Consider the following 18,421-nt stretch of genomic DNA (forward strand, 5'->3'; position numbering starts at 1 on the left):
TCTTTACTCTCTCAAATTCACTCTATTTTTAGTATACTTAATAACAAATCAAAGTTGCGATACCATGAATTCTAAACTTCTATCAGCATTATTGTTATGTGCAACTCCTCTTTTAGGTCAGGAGGTTCACATGAAGTCTGTAACAGAAAAAATTCCGACCTATCAGATCGGTGCCCCGGAAATCGATCCGATCTTCTTTACCGGCCGTGTTTATCAGGGAGCAGAAGGATATATTTATCCTTATCCCCTTTACGATGTCCTGACAGAAAAGCAAGTTCAGCAAGATTACAATGTACTCCGGCTGGACAATCAGTATGTCGACATTGCCATTCTTCCAGAGATCGGCGGTCGTATCTTTGCCGCCTCCGACAAAACCAACGACTATCCTTTCTTTTACACCCAAACAGGAGTAAAACCTGCCTTGATCGGTATGTTAGGTGCCTGGCTTTCGGGAGGTGTCGAATGGAATATCCCCGACCATCACCGTGCCAGCAGTTACATGCCCATCAACTGGACAATGAAAGAAAATGAAGACGGAAGCAAGACAATTTGGGTGGGAGAAACAGAATTACGTCACCGGCTAAAATGGTCGGTAGGTGTATCGGTATACCCCAACCGTTCTTGGGTGGAAGCAAAAATCAAAGTGATCAACCCGACCCCGATGATCCAGTCGATGCTGTACTGGGCAAATGTATCCGTCCATTGTAACGATCAATATCAGGTGATATTCCCGCCTGATGTACAATTCGGAGCCGACCACCATAAAGTATACTTCACAAACTGGCCGATCGGAGAAGCAAACCTCGGCAGTGGGGAAAATGACGATTTATCCTGGTGGAAAAACTTTACAGGGAACTCCCGCTCTATTTTTGCCTGGGGAAGCGAAATGTCTTTCCTTGCCGGTTACGACTATGGAAAAGATGCAGGAACAGTACATGTGGCCAACCGCCATGTCGTACCCGGAAAGAAATTCTTCTTATGGGGAAACAACGCGAACGGCGAGATGTGGAACAAAATACTATCCGACAACGACGGACATTACCTGGAGTTGATGGTAGGCGGTTATTCCGATAACCAACCGGATTACAGCTGGATAAACCCGGGCGAAATCCGCGAATTCAGCCAAATATGGTATCCGGTAAAAGGTATCAAAGGTGTAAAGAATGCCACGAATGATGCAGCCGTAAACTTTGAACCGACCGAAGGCAACAACTATCGTGTAGGTTATTGCGCGACTACTTTGTACGAAAACGCCCGTGTTGTCGTAAAATATAAAGACCGGATAATAATGGATAGGCGGATCAACATCGATCCAGACAAATATTTCCTCGAACAGGTATCCGTGCCCGATCCGTCAGATCCCTCGACACTTTATACTGCACTTTACGATGCTGAAGGTAACCTGCTGGTCGATTACCGTCCGATCGTACAGGAAGAAAAACCGCTGCCTAAAGTCATCGACGGCACCAAACCAGTCAAAGAATATAAGACAAACGAAGAGCTTTACCTAGCCGGTCTCCGCGTCGACCAGTTCAACAATGCCCGTCTGGATTATATGGATTTCTATAACGAAGCTCTTTTACGTGACTCGATGGATGCCCGCGTAAATATCGAAGTAGGGAAACATTATATCCGTCAGGGGAAATGGGAGAAAGCGGAACAACATCTGTTACGTGCCCAGGCGCGTTTGTCTCACGATTATACAACGGTAAAGAACACGGAAGCGCTTTATTATCTGGGGTATCTATATCAGATGACAGACAATATCGGCAAAGCGACGGATGCTTATTGGGCTGCTACCTGGACTCCCGACTTCAAACATCGTTCTTTCTATGAACTGGCTGTCCTGGCAGTGAAAGACAAGGATTACAAGCGGGCTATGGACATGATTATCCAATCGCTTTACGTAGGAGGACGCGACTTACAGGCACTTACTCTCAAAGCCTACATTCTTCGGATGCAGGGTAAGAAAGAGGAAGCACAGGAAACGATCCGTTATATCCAGCAGATCGATCCGCTCGATTACTGGAGTGCTGCCGAAACCAACTTATCCGTTTCACAAGGTGCTTCTTTCCTAAAAGCCGGAACGAATCATAACAGCAAAGGGATCATTGCCGTACAGGAATTGCTGGAGGTCGTGAACAATTACATGACAATCGGAGCCACAGAAGATGCACTGACCTTACTGAACAGTGCCATTTCTTTAGGTGAACCCTATGTTTCTTATCCGCTGCTTTATTATTACAAAGCATATAACCTGCTGAAAGGAAAGAATACAACAGAGTTCCAGGCTTGTCTGGATAAAGCCGCATCATTATCGCCGTTGAACAACTATCCTTTCCGGATCGAAGAAATAGTTCTTTTCACAACGCTATTGCAGGAAAGACCGAATGATGCACTCCTCCACTATCACCTGGGGAACTTACTCTATTATCTGGGACAAAAAGAGAGTGGTCTAGAACACTGGCTACACGCAACAGAGGCTGATCCTACCTTCGCTATCGCAGCGCGTAATGTTGGTTTCGGATACGGATGTCTGAACGACCTGGAAAAATCCATGAAGTATTATGACAGAGCAATCAATGCTAACCCGAATGATCCGTTATTACTAACAGAATCGGATAAAATATATGAGCAGGCGAATATTCCGGCAGCCCAGCGATTAAAAAGACTGGAATCCCATCTGAAAACCGTCATGAAACATGACGATGCCGTAATGCGGTTGCTTACGCTCTATAATGCCACAGCAAAATATGATAAAGCAATAAAAATAATGGATACCAGACATTTCCATTTATGGGAAGGCGGCGGACAGGTACACGACATCTATGTCGATTCGCATATGTTGAAAGGAATGCAACTTCTAAAAGGAAAACAGTATAAAGAAGCGATCCGGGAATTCGACCTGGCTAATCAGTATCCTGCCAATTTGGAAGTAGCTCCGTCTCTCCGGGGTGGTTATGAAGCCAAGGTATATTATTTATCCGGTATTGCATACGAAGCTATGAAACAAGCAGACAAAGCCAGGGAATGTTTCGAAAAATCTGCTGAAACACACTTCAGGGACCACCTGACAGATCTGAATTACTACAAAATAAAATCTCTCAGGAAATTAAATAAAAATGAAAAAGCTGATGCTGTTTTAAGCAATATGCAAAAAACACTGGAACGCATGCAACAAAACCTGATGGATTCATATGCTAAGTTCGGTGAAGCCAATCAGAACGTACAACAGAGCAATATCTCCTATTATTCCGGTCTGATACATCTGCTGCTGAATAATCCGTCGGCAGCAAAGAATGATTTTAATCAGGCTATTCAGCTGTATCCAGGAAATATTTGGGCTAAATTAATGAACGAGGATATTCGTTGAAAAATAGAGTCTAATCCAAATAAAAGAACGATCTTTCAGAACAATTGAAGGTCGTTCTTTTGTTTTATATAAGAATCCCCCAAACAAAGAGAGAAACGGTAACATTATTTTTATTATATTTACGACCGATTACAAATCTCGGGGAATGGAGAATACAACAGACTTAAAAGCATTCAATCAATTATTTACAGATTATCAGGGCCGGTTCATCCGCTTTGCTAATACGTATGTAAGGGATATAGCTGTTGCTGAAGACTTTACTATCGAAGCCCTGATGTATTACTGGGAGAATCGTCATTCATTGGAAAAAGATTCGAATGTGCCTGCCTATATTCTTACTATCATAAAAAACAAATGCCTGAACTATTTGCAGCACCTGCAGGTAAGAGAAGATGTCAACGAACAATTACTGAATCATGCCGAATGGGAACTGAATACCCGCATATCGACTTTGGAGGCCTGTGATCCCGGCGAACTATTTACTGCCGAAGCACAAGAAATAGTCAATAAAACCCTGGCCGGTTTACCAGAACAAACCAGAGTCGTATTCATTATGAGCCGTTATGAAAACAAATCTCATAAAACGATTGCGGAAACGTTGGGAATAACCACTAAAGGGGTCGAGTATCATATTTCCAAAGCCTTGAAAAAGCTGCATACCAGCTTGAAAGATTATTATCCGGTTTTCCTGTATTTATTTTATATAAATTAGTTGTTACAGTTCTTTTTCGAGGATTAACCGGTGGCGGCACTGAATGCCATTTTCCCAGATCGGTTCCGGATAATTACGTACAAAATAATCACGGTCCAACTCTTTCAGGTCAAAACCTTCCTGCTGGTACAACATCATGGGACCGGGAGCAGAAGTGCCGGTACAGACTTTCAACAGAGCGATTCGATTCGATCGAGCCCATTCATCAAAGACAAAGCGAAGCAAACGGCGTGCAATACCTCTCCGCTGGAAAGACTCACCTACGGCAAGATTCAATACTTCTGCCCCGTTTATAGACTGTTTCTGAACGACAATCACTCCTACGGCTTGTCCTTCACACAAAGCGACAAAACAATCGGATGCTTTCAGATAACGATCTACCAACTCGCGGTTCGGATCCGCTAACAGAAGCAAATCATAAGGATAGTCTGTCGTTTGTTCAATATGTATCTCCATATCAGGCAATTATTTCCACAATATTTCCGTCAGGATCAGCAATGGCCCCCTCATAAAAACCATCTCCCGTCGTTCGTGGTTCACCGAGTACTGTATAACCATTTTCACGAAACAGTTCTATCATACTATCTACCTTTTCCTTTGAACCGACAGAGAAAGCAAAGTGGGCAAGACCTATAAACAGCCCATCCCTCTCTTTTGTAATATCTATCCGTTGCATAATTTCCAGGGAAGCACCTCCCTCAAAAGTCACAAAATAAGAAGCAAACCCTTTCTTGGGATTCACGTATTTTTCATTGCTTTTCCCATTAAAATACGTTGTATAAAATTCGCGGGAACGTTCTAATTCTTTCGTCCAAATCGCTATATGACTCAATTGCATATGATAATAAATGATTGGTGAAATACAAAGATAGACAAAAAAACCCGGACAGACATAACATCTATCCGGGCCTTTATAAAAATCAGAATAATATCTTATTTACAGATACGGCAATCGGCACAACGTGCCAACTCTCCGCGAAAACGTTTTTCAACCAACTTATGCAGACGGTCTTTCAACGCATCCAGACGCACATGATCAATCACATCCGATGTAAAAGCAACACTCAGCATCATACGTGCCTCATTCAATGGAATACCACGGCTACGCATATAGAACAAAGCATTCTCATCCAACTGCCCGGTCGTCATACCGTGCGAACATTTCACATCATCCGCATAAATCTCCAATTGCGGCTTACTATACATACGGGCTTCACGGGTAGCACAGAGATTACGGTTTGTCTGGAAAGCTGCCGTTTTCTGGGCACCTTCCTTTACCAGGATACGGCCGCTGAAAGCACCGACTGCATGATCGTTCAATACATTCTTGAATAGCTCGTTACTTGTACAATTGGGTACAGCATGCGTAATATGGCTATACGTATCCACTTGTTGCTCACGGTCCATAACGGACATTCCGCAAAGGGTTGTTTCTGCATATTCGCCGTTCAGTTCAATATAATAGTTGTTACGCGTAAGACCGTTATTCAAGGTAATACCGTTTACCAGGACATTGCTGGAAGCCTCCTGTTTCACATGGACCGAGGCAAAGCGGGAAGTGGAAATGCTGCTTTCTTCCAGATCATAGTAATCGAAGTAAGCACCTTCGCCGGCAAATATCTCAACGACCTGGGTAGCCAGGAATTTCACATCGTCTATACTATGATCGCAGATCAGCAATTTAGCTTCCGAACGCGGTTCCATAATAACCAGGATACGCCGGTTAGCCATCGCATCCACATCACTACGGAATATATTGATCAGCTGGATAGGACGTTCCACAGCCACACCTTCCGGCACATAAAGCACGAAACCATCCTGCGCCAGCATTGTGTTCAATGCGATTATACCGTCATGGCTACTTTTAGCAGCTTTTCCGTAATAGCGGGCTGCCACTTCCGGATATTTCTCTGCAAAGTTTTTCAAACCACCGGCGTATACCCCCTCAGGTAAATGCGCTTTCGGCATCATCTTGTCATAAAAAGTATCATTCACGACAAAATACAAAGAAGTACTCAGGTTCGGGACATCACAACGGAATACGTCATAAGGATTGACCGGAATAGCCAGGCGGTTTATGTTCACCCCATAATCAGGAGCAAAAGCCTGCGCTACATCTGTATATTTATAATCTTCACTCTTTACCGAAGGAAAACCCAGGCGATCAAAATCAGCCAAAGCCTCAACACGCGGAGCATTCATCACCGCAGTACTATGACGGCACACCAGGTCCTCATACCGGGTAAAAAGATCGATATATTGTTGTTCGGCTCTCATCTCACTCATCCCCCATCTCTTTCTTGATCCAGTCGTAACCTTTTTCTTCCAGTTCGAGAGCCAGTTCCGGACCGGCTGTTTTTACGATACGTCCTTTGTATAATACATGTACCACATCGGGTTTGATGTAATCCAACAAACGTTGGTAGTGAGTAATCACGATCGCTGCATTTTCCGGAGTACGCAACTGATTGACACCGTTTGCCACGATACGGAGCGCATCGATATCCAAGCCGCTGTCCGTCTCATCCAGGATAGCCAGTTTCGGTTCGAGCATAGCCATCTGGAAAATTTCGTTACGTTTCTTTTCACCACCGGAAAATCCTTCGTTCACGCTACGGCTCGCCAGTTTATTATCCAGTTCGACGATAGCACGTTTCTCACGCATCAGTTTCAGGAAATCGGTTGCGGAAACCGGTTCAAGACCGTTATATTTACGGTGCTCATTCAAGGCAGCACGCATAAAATTCACCATGCTTACGCCCGGGATCTCCACCGGATACTGGAAACTCAGGAAAACACCTTCACGGCTGCGGTCTTCGGGTTCCAACTCCAGCAGGTTCTTCCCGTTGAAGATCACCTCGCCCTGAGTTACCTCGAAAGCCGGATTACCTACCAGTACACTGCTGAGTGTACTCTTTCCCGAACCGTTCGGACCCATGATGGCATGTACCTCACCAGCCTTTACAGAAAGGTCGATACCTTTCAATATCTCTTTGCCATTCACGTTGGCATGTAAGTTCTTTATCTCTAACATATCTGTTGTTATTTCTCTATATTTATTCCATACTCATCGAGGATGATGTGCAATCCCTATCGCGGACATCACTCGATACCCATCGCGGACGTCGCGCGATTCCGTTTTACCCAACGCTTCCCTCCAGGGAGATGGTCAGCAGCTTCTGTGCTTCGACGGCAAACTCCATCGGGAGCTTGTTCATTACCTCACGGGCATAGCCGTTTACGATCAGGCCGACGGCCTCTTCGACGGAGATACCGCGTTGCTGGCAATAGAACAATTGTTCTTCGCTGATCTTGCTCGTTGTAGCTTCGTGTTCCACCACAGCCGTTTCATTCTGTATATCGGCATAAGGGAACGTATGGGCACCACAGGTAGAACTCAGCAGCAGACTGTCGCACTGGCTATGGTTACGGGCACCTTCCGCACGCGGAGATACTTTCACCAGGCCACGGTAACTGTTCTGGCTATGACCGGCCGAAATACCTTTCGACACGATCGTGCTTTTCGTATTCTTACCCAAGTGGATCATCTTCGTTCCGGTATCCGCCTGCTGGTAATTGTTGGTTACAGCAACAGAATAGAACTCACCGACAGAATTATCACCGGCCAGGATGCAACTCGGGTATTTCCAGGTAATGGCCGAACCGGTTTCCACCTGTGTCCACGAGATCTTACTGCCTTCACCTTTGCACAGGCCGCGCTTGGTCACGAAGTTATAGATACCGCCTTTACCTTCTTTATCACCCGGATACCAGTTTTGTACGGTCGAGTATTTCACCTCCGCACGTTCTTTGGCTACAATCTCAACGATGGCCGCATGCAACTGGTTCTCGTCGCGCATCGGAGCGGTACATCCTTCCAGATAACTTACATATGCCTCATCGTCGGCCACGATCAGTGTACGTTCGAACTGTCCGGTATTGGCCGCATTGATACGGAAATAGGTGGACAACTCCATCGGGCAACGTACGCCTTTCGGTATATAAACGAACGAACCGTCAGAAAAGACTGCCGAGTTCAATGCCGCAAAGAAATTATCACGATAGCTCACTACGCTTCCCAGATACTGTTGTACCAGGTCCGGATGATGCAGTACCGCTTCACTGAACGAACAGAAGATGATCCCTTTCTCTGCCAGCGTTTCCTTAAAAGTTGTCTTTACGGAGACACTATCCATAACGGCATCGACCGCCATACCGGCCAGTTGGGCACGTTCGTGCAAAGGAATACCCAGCTTATCGAATGTCTTCAATAACTCCGGGTCTACTTCATCCAGACTTTTCGGACCTTCCTTTTTCTTCGGAGCAGCATAATAGATTATGTCCTGATAATCGATCGGCGGAATATTCAGATGAGGCCATGTGGGCATCTCCAGCGTCTGCCAGTGGCGGAAAGCCTTCAGGCGGAATTGAAGCAGCCAGTCAGGCTCATTCTTTTTGGCCGAGATGATACGGACGGTCTCCTCATCCAGACCGCGATGGATCATCTCCGTATCTATATCAGTAACAAAACCATACTTATAGTCGCTGCTCGTTACCTCATTTATTATCTTATTCGAATCTTCCATATACATTTATATATATTATACATCTTGCCGGATAACAAACCTTCAAGATATTTACTCTTTTCCCCAAAACAATTTATCGAAGTAAATGGTTGGAATAATCTCTTTAACCGGGTTATAATAGTGGGATTCCACCTTAGCCTGACGCGGGATCAGCACGGATCCCCTATCTATGCCTTCGAGTGCATTCAGTATAAGACTGACAAATCCTAACATAAAACAAAGCCCGACCACTCCTCCTCCCAGATGGTTCAGCACACTGAGGGGCGTAACTCCGACAACCCGGCTCATGATCTCACCAGCCAGCATGATCACTCCCACGATCAGCAGGAAACCGGCCACATAACTAAGTATGGTCACCCCTTCAGGCGGAAACCAGTTCAGGGCGACGATATATCCCTTCAACCAGGCTGCCGCCTTCGAACAAAAAAAGATGGCAACAACCAGGGCTATAAGCGAAACAACCTGTTTGATGACTCCATCAAACAGGCCTTTCACAAATCCAATTCCTGCCAGACATACTAGTACAATGTCTAACCAGTTCATGTTTATAAAGTTTTCTTTATTTCAGTTTCTTCGTACGACTCGATCACGTCGCCTACCTGGATATCATTAAAGTTCGTAATATTCAAACCGCAATCCAATCCGGCCACAACCTCTTTCACGTCGTCCTTGAAGCGTTTCAACGATCCGAGTTCGCCGGCATAGATAACGATACCGTCGCGGATCAGGCGGATCTTGTTTGTACGCTTGATCTTACCTTCCTTAACCATACAGCCGGCAACCGTACCCACTTTCGTGATCTTAAATACCTGTTGTACATCCACATAAGCGGTAATCTCTTCCTTGATTTCCGGAGAAAGCATACCTTCCATAGCGCTCTTCACCTCTTCGATCGCATCGTAGATGATAGAGTACAGACGGATCTCAACGCCATCTTTCTCTGCATTACGGCGAGCCTGTACGGACGGGCGAACCTGGAATCCGATGATGATCGCATTCGAAGCGGCAGCCAGTACCACATCCGATTCGGAAATCTGACCGACAGCCTTGTGAATCACGTTCACCTGGATCTCTTCGGTAGACAGACGGATCAGAGAGTCGGACAATGCTTCTACGGAGCCGTCCACATCACCCTTCACGATCACATTCAGTTCCTGGAAGTTACCCACAGCGATACGGCGGCCGATATCGTCCAGCGTAAGCATTTTCTGTGTACGGATACCGAGTTCACGTTGTAACTGTTCACGACGGGTTGCAATCTCGCGTGCTTCCTGTTCAGTCTCCAATACATTGAATGTATCACCGGCCTGAGGCGCACCGTTCAATCCAAGGATCAGAACCGGTTCGGAAGGACCGGCCTTTTCCACACGCTGGTTACGCTCGTTGAACATAGCCTTGATACGTCCGTGGTGTGTACCGGCCAAGACGATATCACCCATTTTCAGGGTACCGTTTTCAACCAATACGGTAGAAACATATCCGCGTCCCTTATCCAGGGATGATTCGATGATGGAACCGACTGCACGTCTTGTCGGGTTAGCCTTCAGATCCAGCAGGTCGGCTTCAAGCAATACTTTTTCAAGCAGTTCTTCAACGCCCATGCCTTTCTTGGCCGAAATATCCTGGCTCTGGTATTTACCACCCCAGTCTTCCACCAGGTAGTTCATGTTAGCCAGTTCTTCTTTGATCTTTTCAGGGTTGGCATGCGGCTTATCTACCTTATTAATAGCAAATACGATAGGTACACCGGCAGCCGAAGCATGGTTGATCGCTTCAATGGTCTGCGGCATAACGGCATCGTCGGCAGCTACAATAATAATAGCGATATCCGTTACCTTGGCACCACGGGCACGCATAGCGGTAAACGCTTCATGCCCCGGAGTATCCAGGAAGGTGATACGGCGTCCGCTGGCCAACTTCACATTGTAAGCACCGATATGCTGCGTGATACCACCGGCTTCACCGGCAATAACGTTCGCTTTACGGATATTATCCAGCAAAGACGTTTTACCGTGGTCGACGTGCCCCATCACTGTTACGATAGGCGGACGTGCTACCCAGTCTTCTTCGTTATCGTCTTCTTCGTCGGCATTGATGGCTTCCACCACTTCCGCACTGACATATTCAGTCTTGAACCCGAACTCTTCGACCACGATATTGATCGTTTCCGCATCCAGGCGCTGGTTGATTGAAACCATAATACCGATACTCATACAAGTAGCGATAACCTTCGTCACAGGCACATCCATCATGTTGGCGAGGTCGTTTGCCGTAACAAATTCGGTCAGCTTCAATACCTTGCTTTCCTGTTCTTCCAGTTCCAGCAATTCATGCTCGCGTTTAACGGCTGCATCACGTTTATCACGACGGTATTTGGCACCTTTATTATTCTTATTTCCCTTGTTCGTCAGACGAGCCAGGGTTTCTTTGATCTGCTTCTGTACATCCTCCTCGCTTACTTCGGCCTTAACCGGCTTTTTCAGACGGGGTTTGCCACGGTCGTCGCGCTGATGCTGATTAGCGGGACGGCTGTAATTCGTACCCGGAGTGTTGTTCACATCCACACGGTCCTTCTTGATACGGTTACGTTTCTTTTTCGCATCCGCATTAGCTTCGCCCGGTTTAACAGGAGCTCCCGGCTTCACCGGTGCACCCGGTTTGGCATTCGGATCTTTCGGTCCTTTATGGAATCCCGGTTGTCCGGGTCTGTTATTGTTGTTGAACTTTTCGCGTTTATCATCGCGTTCTTTCCGTCTCTCTTCCTTTGTTTTCTTTTTAGGACGAGTAGACTGGTTCAAGGCATTCAGGTCAATTTTGCCGGTTACCTTGATATTCGACTCGAACTTCGGAGTGTTCAAACGGAACAAGCTACTGTCTTCCGATTCAGCAGAAGTCTGACCCTCTGCAGCCGTTTTATTCACTTCTTCAGAAGAGCTTGTCGTCGTTTCCGGCTTCACTTTAACTTCCGGTTTTTTCTCTTCGATTCTTTCTTTTTCCACAACTATCTCTTTTACTTCTTTTTTCTCCACAGGCTTTTCAACAGGAGCAACCTCCTGTTTTTCCTGTTTTGCAGGGGCTTCTGCTGTCTTTTTTTCAGGAGCAGGAGCAGAAACGACAACCGGTTGCGGTTCTGCAACAGGCTGCGGTTTGACTTCCGGCTGAGGCTTAACGACAGGCTGCGGTTCAACGACAGGCTGCGGCTTGGCTACTACCGGTTCTTCTTTCACTTCAGGAGTCTCCTGAACTTTTTTATGCTGTCCGTCCAGGTCGATACGGCCTTTCGTTACGATTTTAGGCTTGAACTCTTCCGGGATCACGGTCTTTATTTCCGAGGTCTTCTCTTCTTTCACAGAAGCGGCCTCTCTCTCTTTCTCTCTGTGAGGACGTTCTACCCGCGGACGTTCAAAACCACCCTCAGGCAGATCCTTTCCAAACTCTTTTACGAGCAAAGCATACTGTTCATCACTGATCCTCGTGTTGGGATTTGCATTCTCCTCAACAGGATGACCTTTCTTGTGTAGAAACTCAACAACCGTGTTGATCCCTACGTTTAATTTTCTTTGTACTTGTATTAATTTTATAGGCATATCTAACTTTGTCGTAATACTTTATTCCTGACTTTCATCTTCAAATTCGGCAGATAAGATAGCAAGTACCTCGTCGACTGTTGTTTCTTCAAGGTCGGCACGTTCAATAAGTTCTTCACGGCTCAAAGCAAGCACGCTCTTGGCCGTATAGCAACCGATATTCTTCAGTGCGTCGATTACCCAGCTATCAATTTCATCTGTAAATTCATCCAGATAAATATCTTCCTCGTCGGCTCCTTCCACATCACGGAATACATCGATCGTGTATTCAGTCAACATACAGGCCAGTTTAATATTCAAACCGCCTTTACCGATAGCCAGTGATACTTCTTCAGGACGAAGATAAACCTCTGCCTTATGTTCTTCTTCGTTCACTCGTATAGAGGAAATTTTAGCCGGGCTTAATGCACGCTGGATAAACAGCGACGCATTGGATGTATAATTAATAACATCGATGTTCTCGTTTCTCAACTCACGCACAATTCCGTGGATACGAGAACCTTTCATTCCTACGCAAGCACCTACCGGGTCGATACGGTCATCGTATGACTCAACGGCCACTTTTGCTCTTTCTCCCGGGATACGCGCGATAGCCTTGATCAGGATCAGGCCGTCATTAATTTCGGGAACCTCCAGTTCGAACAAACGTTGCAGGAACATTTTATCTGTACGGGACAGGATAATCTTCGGATTATTATTATAATTATCCACCTTTTGTACAACCGCACGTACGGTTTCACCTTTGCGATAGAAATCGGAAGGAATCTGTTCTGATTTCGGGAGCAGCAACTCATTACCCTCGTCATCCAGCAACAGGATCTCTTTCTTCCACACCTGATATACATCAGCTGCTACGATTGTACCTATTTTATCTTTATATTTAGCATACAAACTATCCTTCTGCAATTCAAGAATCTTTGAAGCCAGCGTCTGACGCAGGTTCAGGATAGCACGACGTCCGAAATCGGCGAAATGAACCTCATCGGTTACTTCTTCTCCAACTTCACAGTCGGCATCGATCTTACGGGCCTCGGTCAACGTAAGTTGCAGATTCGGATCTTCCAGTTCGTCATCAGCCACAACCGTGCGGTTTCTCCAGATCTCGAAGTCACCTTTTTCAGGGTTGATAATTACGTCGTAGTTCTCATCCGTACCGAACATTTTAGCGATTACGTTACGGAAGGAATCTTCCAGCACGCTGATCATCGTATCCTTATCTATATTCTTCAACTCCTTGAACTCCGCAAGTGTGTCAATCATACTGATTGTTTCCTCTTTCTTGGCCATAATCTTTCTTTACTTGAATCTTATTAGGTATTTTGTATATTTTATCTCATCGAATGTATAGGATTGATCTTCCCGGACAGTAACTTTGCGTTTGGCACCATCAGGTTTTACCTGCTTTTCAACGGTAACTACTGCACCGTTCTCGTCAGCCGATTTCAATACTCCGGTCAGTTTCACACCGCTTTTCAGCAGCATCTCCACTTCGTTCCCTATGTTTTTTACATATTGACGAAGCACTTTAAAAGGAGAAGTAACCCCTGCCGAACCGACTTCCAACTCGAAGTCTTCCACATCCCGGTCCAGATGCTCCTCTACATACCGGCTCAATTCCACACAATCATCAATGCAAACTGCCTCATCATTATCAATCTCAATAATAATAAGGTTTCCCGGCTTAACTACTACGTCAACCAAATAATTGTCGGAAGAAGCCAATTTTTCTTCAACCAACTGAGTTATTACTCCCTTTTCAATCATAAACATACTGTTAAGAACAAAAGAAGGGGACTACCCGCCCCCTCCTCATCTTCGCTTAATCGCCCGCAAATATACAAATAATCAGTGAGTTTTCAAACAAATACAATCTTTTTATCAGAAAAGTTCGTTTTGCAGCCTAAGATAAACTCTCTTTATCTCAATACTTAAATATGGGTTACATCTTTTAGGAAATTAAAACAATGGAAGAATTCCGGTAAAAACATAAAAAACAAGGCAGGAAAGGACTTTAATTCATTGATATATAACATAGTTCTAAAAGAACTCTATACAATTATTACAGTGCAAATATATAGAATAATTGTTTCATTATATTGCATTTTGTTTAAAAAAAATGATTGATAGTCCGTTTTTTAACATATCGCCAACGATTATGCCCCTAACTAACCGTAAATAATATTTTTTCATATCTCAATCCTAAAAATCGCGAAGATTTATTTATCAATATATAAAATAAACATTAAAGCGATACATATTGTTAAAAAAGAAAACATTGCACAACACGACCTTTTCAGGCAGTATAAATATCTTCCATAAATCACTATAGATATGTAATATAACTACAAAAAGCAGCTCAGAGATTAATATTGAACCGCAGTAGAAGAACAATCTGTTATCCGGGAGTAAACTGTTAATTTTCTTTATGAAACAGGGAGATTGTGTTAAAAACAGGCGCTTTTTTCAATAATTCAGACATAAACGGACTAATTTTTTCATTCTGATATATCTCTGATTTTTTCAAATTCCAACAGGTCGAATACACACCAAGTCCAACACGTGTTTAACAAGTTGATAATATGCAAATTAAACCCAATTAATCAACATAATAAAAGCACGTGAGTTCTTTTAGGACTATGAATTCGCCAACTATTAAACGTCAGGATCTAAAGTTTTCTATACACATTTTAAACAAAATAGAGTAAAAGAAAAAGAAGGGGGACAAAGAGAACGCCTCATTTATTAATAAAATCAATTATTATGTTGAAAAACTTCAAACCTGTCAGCTTGATTCTTGTCGCAGGAGCAATGACACTTCCCGTAAGTGCATCCGCTGACTTTGCGCCAGAGAAGCATGAAACCGCGATTTCCCAGCAGAACGGGAAAGTTACCGGTACCGTAGAAGATGAATTCGGCCCGATCGCCGGAGCATCTGTAGTTGTGAAAGGAACCACAAACGGCACAATTACCGACACAGAAGGTAATTTTAGCCTGAACGATGTAAAGAACGGAAGCGTCATCCAGATTTCTTTCATCGGGTATGCAACAAAGGAAGTGACATACACCGGTCAATCTTCCTTATCAGTCCTACTGGCTGAAGATACTCAAAAACTGGACGAGGTAGTCGTTACCGCCATGGGTATCAAGAAAGACGCCAAAAAACTAGGTTATGCCGTAAGTACAATCGATGCCGGAGAGTTGATCAAAACGGGTACTCCGGACTTCGCCACATCATTGTACGGTAAGGCTTCAGGTGTGCGCATCCAGGCAGCTCCAGGTGGTGGTACTTCCTCCGTATCCATCTCCGTACGTGGTCTGTCTTCTATCACCGGTACGACACAGCCGCTGATCGTAATGGACGGTGTGCCCATCCATAACGGCGACGCCAACAAAGACGGTTACTGGACTAACCAGCGTGTAGAATCCAACGGTATGGTGGACATCAACCCGGAAGATATCGAAAGCATCTCTATCTTGAAAGGTGCCGCCGCATCTGCCCTGTACGGATCTGAAGCAGCCAACGGTGTTGTGATGATTACCTCTAAAAGCGGTAAAGGCCAGAGTGGTCTCGGTGTAGACTTCAGTGCAAATGTCAGCTTTGACAAAGTAGCCTACATGCCGAGCATCCAGAAAGAATTCGGTCCGGGATACGACAATGCCCTGTTGGCCACCGCAAGTGAATTCGAACAGCAAACCGGTTTCCAGAATACCCGTACAGACCGTAACGGAAACCAGGTAATCTCTCCGCGTAATACCTATTATTCATGGGGACGTCCATACGACTATACCACCCAATTATACAATTATAACGGGGCAATTCGTACTCACGCGCCTATCGACCACAACCAGTGGAACGATGTTTTCCAGACAGGTATCAACCAGACTTATAACCTGGCTATCACCAACGGAACGGAAAAAGGCAACCTGCGTTTCTCCTATACCTATATGGATAATACGCCAACACAGTTGAACTCGCACAACAACAAGCACAACTTTGCTCTTTCTGGTAGCGCCAATATCCTGAAAAACTTAAAAGTGGATTACTCGGCAAACTATATGCGCCAGCATGTTAAAAACCGTGCCTACCGTATCAGCCGCTTGTTGACAAACTATGCAGGTATGTTCACCGGATATGATGACATCGCAGCAATGAAGAACAGCACTGTTACCAGTTTGGGATACATGAACGTCCCTTATACCAGCAATACACTGACTCCCGATGAAGCCTGGGACTGGAATCCGGCCAACTATCAGATGTCTTCAGAGTATTTCTGGAATATCTTAGGTAAAGAACAGTTGGAAGACAATAACCGTTTCATCGCGAGTGTAACGCCAAGTTGGGAAATCATTCCGGGTTTGACCGCGCGAGGCCGTCTGTCAACAGACTTGACGTACAATGTAATTGAGAATAAGAACTCAACGGAAACGCCAAACGTATTCAGACAGCCGGGTAACTATACCGGAGCCTATACATTGAAAAACTCCAAGTATGAGATCTATTATGGTGATATCATGTTGATGTTTGACCGTACATTTGCTGAAAAATACAATGTTGCTGCAACCGCAGGTTGGTCTGCCCGCCAGGAAAGTCAGTTCGACACCTCAGTGAGTACCCGCGGAGGTCTGAGTGTTGAAAACTGGTTCCACCTGAACTCTTCCGGATTAACACCGGCAAATCCATCGATGAAAAAAGCATCGCTGTTAAAACAAGCCTTCTTTGCTACAGCTTCTTTCGGTTATGACAGTTGGGCTTATGTGGAAGGAACTGTGCGTCAGGAAAAAACATCTACACTGTACCCCGGATCCAACACATTCGTTTATCCTTCTGTGAACGGTAGCGTCATTTATTCATCTTTGCTGAAAGATAATAAACCCGAATGGCTGGATTATGGTAAAATTCGTCTTAGCTACGGTGTTGTAGGTAACGCCCCGGAAATATATAAAGCAGCTACCGGTTACAACCAGAGCGCTGTAGGCAGTTATATCTACAATCAGGTCCCACAGGCACTTGGAAACAATGAGATACAACCGGAACAGAAATACGAATTCGAATTGGGTTGGGAAAACAAGTTCCTCGGCAACCGTTTGGGCTTCGAACTTTCTTATTACCAGAATACAGTAAAAGACCAGATCCTTCAGACTACAACATCAGCATCTTCAGGAGGTACTTCCATCTGGATGAATGTCGGTGAATTAAAGAACGCCGGTGTTGAAATGTCTATGTACGGTACAGTTATCCAGACTAAAGACTGGAACTGGGATATTCGCGCCAACTGGTCATGGAACAAGAACGAAGTAACGAAACTGATAGACGGCATCAACTCTATCGACCATTCTACAGTAGATAACGGAGCCGCAGTGCTGCAATCCAGAGTAGGACGCCCGATGGGTGACTGGTATGTTTACGGTACGGTAAAAGACGAGAACGGAAACAAAGTCGTTGGCGATAACGGTCTGTATATCGTAGACTATACAGAACGCCAGAGAGCAGGTAACGCCATGCCGAAAGTTGTCGGAGGTATCAGCACTTCATTGAGCTATAAAGATTTCTATCTGGATGCCACTATCGACTTCCGTATTGGTGGTGACGTACTGAACTTGCCTTACCAGTATATGACCGAACTCGGTATCCTGGATTGTACATTGGATAACCGTGATGCTTCACGTGGCGGTCTTACCTGGTATGCAGACGGAAACGACCTGTCAGACCCTTCAAAACGTCATTTGACAGACCAACCTGCCGGATCTACAGTAAACGGTAACATGGTTTACGATAACGGTGTAATCCAGCCGGGTGTTAAACAAGACGGTTCTGAAAACAAAACGATCATCACTGCCGGTGAATCATATTACAACCAATACGGTTGGGGATATTCCGGAAACATCACTTATGAAAACGCAATACAGAAGAATTCATATGTAAAAATGCGTGAACTGAGCCTTGGTTACAGATTACCGAAAAACATCACTTCCAAATTCGGTTGTAAGAACCTGATGGTTTCCGTATACGGTCGTAACCTATTCTACTTCTATAAGAGCCTGAAAGAATTCGATGCAGAATGTACAGACGGTACAACCTGGATCACGCAGGCACAGATTGGTGGTTCAACAGCCACAACACGTTCATTCGGCTTCTCATTACGTGCAAGCTTCTAATTGACGA

12 protein-coding genes are annotated in these 18,421 nt (G+C 44.9%); 3 read left to right on the forward strand and 9 right to left on the reverse strand.

Annotated elements, in window-relative coordinates; translation table 11 throughout:
• Positions 1-64: 64 nt before the first annotated feature.
• Both NBH14_RS04030 and NBH14_RS04035 read left to right on the forward strand, forming a co-directional pair.
• The gene (locus NBH14_RS04030; RefSeq protein ID WP_186959880.1) at positions 65-3,373 is read left to right on the forward strand and encodes a DUF5107 domain-containing protein; all 3,309 of its coding nucleotides are present in this window, start codon (positions 65-67) and stop codon (positions 3,371-3,373) included.
• A gap of 145 nt (positions 3,374-3,518) precedes the next feature.
• Positions 3,519-4,085 carry an RNA polymerase sigma-70 factor gene (locus NBH14_RS04035; protein WP_128134730.1) on the forward strand — a complete coding sequence of 189 codons (567 nt, stop codon included), beginning with the start codon at positions 3,519-3,521 and terminating at the stop codon, positions 4,083-4,085.
• A gap of 3 nt (positions 4,086-4,088) precedes the next feature.
• Here the strand turns inward: NBH14_RS04035 and NBH14_RS04040 are convergent, their stop codons facing one another.
• The 9 genes from NBH14_RS04040 to rimP all read right to left on the reverse strand — a co-directional run bounded on the left by NBH14_RS04040 (position 4,089) and on the right by rimP (position 14,022).
• A complete protein-coding gene (locus NBH14_RS04040; protein ID WP_128134729.1) occupies positions 4,089-4,541 on the reverse strand; it encodes a GNAT family N-acetyltransferase in 453 nt (150 codons plus the stop codon).
• 1 nt (position 4,542) lies between these two features.
• Positions 4,543-4,923: a VOC family protein gene (locus NBH14_RS04045; protein WP_186959881.1), complete on the reverse strand. Its 381-nt coding sequence runs from the start codon at positions 4,921-4,923 to the stop codon at positions 4,543-4,545.
• A gap of 95 nt (positions 4,924-5,018) precedes the next feature.
• Positions 5,019-6,362 carry a Fe-S cluster assembly protein SufD gene (sufD, locus tag NBH14_RS04050; protein WP_186959941.1) on the reverse strand — a complete coding sequence of 448 codons (1,344 nt, stop codon included), beginning with the start codon at positions 6,360-6,362 and terminating at the stop codon, positions 5,019-5,021.
• Between the two features lies 1 nt (position 6,363).
• Positions 6,364-7,119 (reverse strand): Fe-S cluster assembly ATPase SufC, encoded by a 756-nt coding sequence (gene sufC / locus NBH14_RS04055; RefSeq protein ID WP_186959882.1) that lies wholly within the window; start codon positions 7,117-7,119, stop codon positions 6,364-6,366.
• Between the two features lie 106 nt (positions 7,120-7,225).
• On the reverse strand, positions 7,226-8,671 hold the full coding sequence (sufB, locus tag NBH14_RS04060; protein WP_222622107.1) for a Fe-S cluster assembly protein SufB: 1,446 nt from the start codon (positions 8,669-8,671) through the stop codon (positions 7,226-7,228).
• 51 nt (positions 8,672-8,722) lie between these two features.
• Positions 8,723-9,214 (reverse strand): CvpA family protein, encoded by a 492-nt coding sequence (locus tag NBH14_RS04065; protein ID WP_007655270.1) that lies wholly within the window; start codon positions 9,212-9,214, stop codon positions 8,723-8,725.
• Between the two features lie 2 nt (positions 9,215-9,216).
• Positions 9,217-12,258, reverse strand: a complete 3,042-nt coding sequence (gene infB / locus NBH14_RS04070) for a translation initiation factor IF-2 (RefSeq protein ID WP_186959884.1) — start codon at positions 12,256-12,258, stop codon at positions 9,217-9,219.
• A gap of 21 nt (positions 12,259-12,279) precedes the next feature.
• The gene (gene nusA / locus NBH14_RS04075; RefSeq protein ID WP_007655272.1) at positions 12,280-13,545 is read right to left on the reverse strand and encodes a transcription termination factor NusA; all 1,266 of its coding nucleotides are present in this window, start codon (positions 13,543-13,545) and stop codon (positions 12,280-12,282) included.
• 9 nt (positions 13,546-13,554) lie between these two features.
• Positions 13,555-14,022, reverse strand: coding sequence for a ribosome assembly cofactor RimP (rimP, locus tag NBH14_RS04080; RefSeq protein WP_186959885.1), 468 nt, complete (start codon positions 14,020-14,022; stop codon positions 13,555-13,557).
• A gap of 996 nt (positions 14,023-15,018) precedes the next feature.
• Here rimP and NBH14_RS04085 point away from each other — a divergent pair.
• On the forward strand, positions 15,019-18,414 hold the full coding sequence (locus NBH14_RS04085; protein WP_186959886.1) for a SusC/RagA family TonB-linked outer membrane protein: 3,396 nt from the start codon (positions 15,019-15,021) through the stop codon (positions 18,412-18,414).
• The last annotated feature ends 7 nt before the right edge of the window (positions 18,415-18,421 follow it).

Origin of the sequence: Parabacteroides caecihominis (assembly GCF_023656785.1) — a bacterium.
Taxonomy (GTDB): Bacteria; Bacteroidota; Bacteroidia; order Bacteroidales; family Tannerellaceae; genus Parabacteroides; species Parabacteroides segnis.

Excerpts from the sequence above, each read along its gene's own strand:
- NBH14_RS04035 (WP_128134730.1), top strand. The coding sequence starts at position 3,519 with ATGGAGAATACAACAGACTTAAAAGCATTCAATCAATTATTTACAGAT.
- NBH14_RS04030 (WP_186959880.1), top strand. The coding sequence starts at position 65 with ATGAATTCTAAACTTCTATCAGCATTATTGTTATGTGCAACTCCTCTT.
- sufC (WP_186959882.1), bottom strand. The coding sequence starts at position 7,119 with ATGTTAGAGATAAAGAACTTACATGCCAACGTGAATGGCAAAGAGATA.
- NBH14_RS04040 (WP_128134729.1), bottom strand. The coding sequence starts at position 4,541 with ATGGAGATACATATTGAACAAACGACAGACTATCCTTATGATTTGCTT.
- NBH14_RS04085 (WP_186959886.1), top strand. The coding sequence starts at position 15,019 with ATGTTGAAAAACTTCAAACCTGTCAGCTTGATTCTTGTCGCAGGAGCA.
- infB (WP_186959884.1), bottom strand. The coding sequence starts at position 12,258 with ATGCCTATAAAATTAATACAAGTACAAAGAAAATTAAACGTAGGGATC.
- sufB (WP_222622107.1), bottom strand. The coding sequence starts at position 8,671 with ATGGAAGATTCGAATAAGATAATAAATGAGGTAACGAGCAGCGACTAT.
- nusA (WP_007655272.1), bottom strand. The coding sequence starts at position 13,545 with ATGGCCAAGAAAGAGGAAACAATCAGTATGATTGACACACTTGCGGAG.
- NBH14_RS04065 (WP_007655270.1), bottom strand. The coding sequence starts at position 9,214 with ATGAACTGGTTAGACATTGTACTAGTATGTCTGGCAGGAATTGGATTT.
- rimP (WP_186959885.1), bottom strand. The coding sequence starts at position 14,022 with ATGATTGAAAAGGGAGTAATAACTCAGTTGGTTGAAGAAAAATTGGCT.
- NBH14_RS04045 (WP_186959881.1), bottom strand. The coding sequence starts at position 4,923 with ATGCAATTGAGTCATATAGCGATTTGGACGAAAGAATTAGAACGTTCC.
- sufD (WP_186959941.1), bottom strand. The coding sequence starts at position 6,362 with ATGAGAGCCGAACAACAATATATCGATCTTTTTACCCGGTATGAGGAC.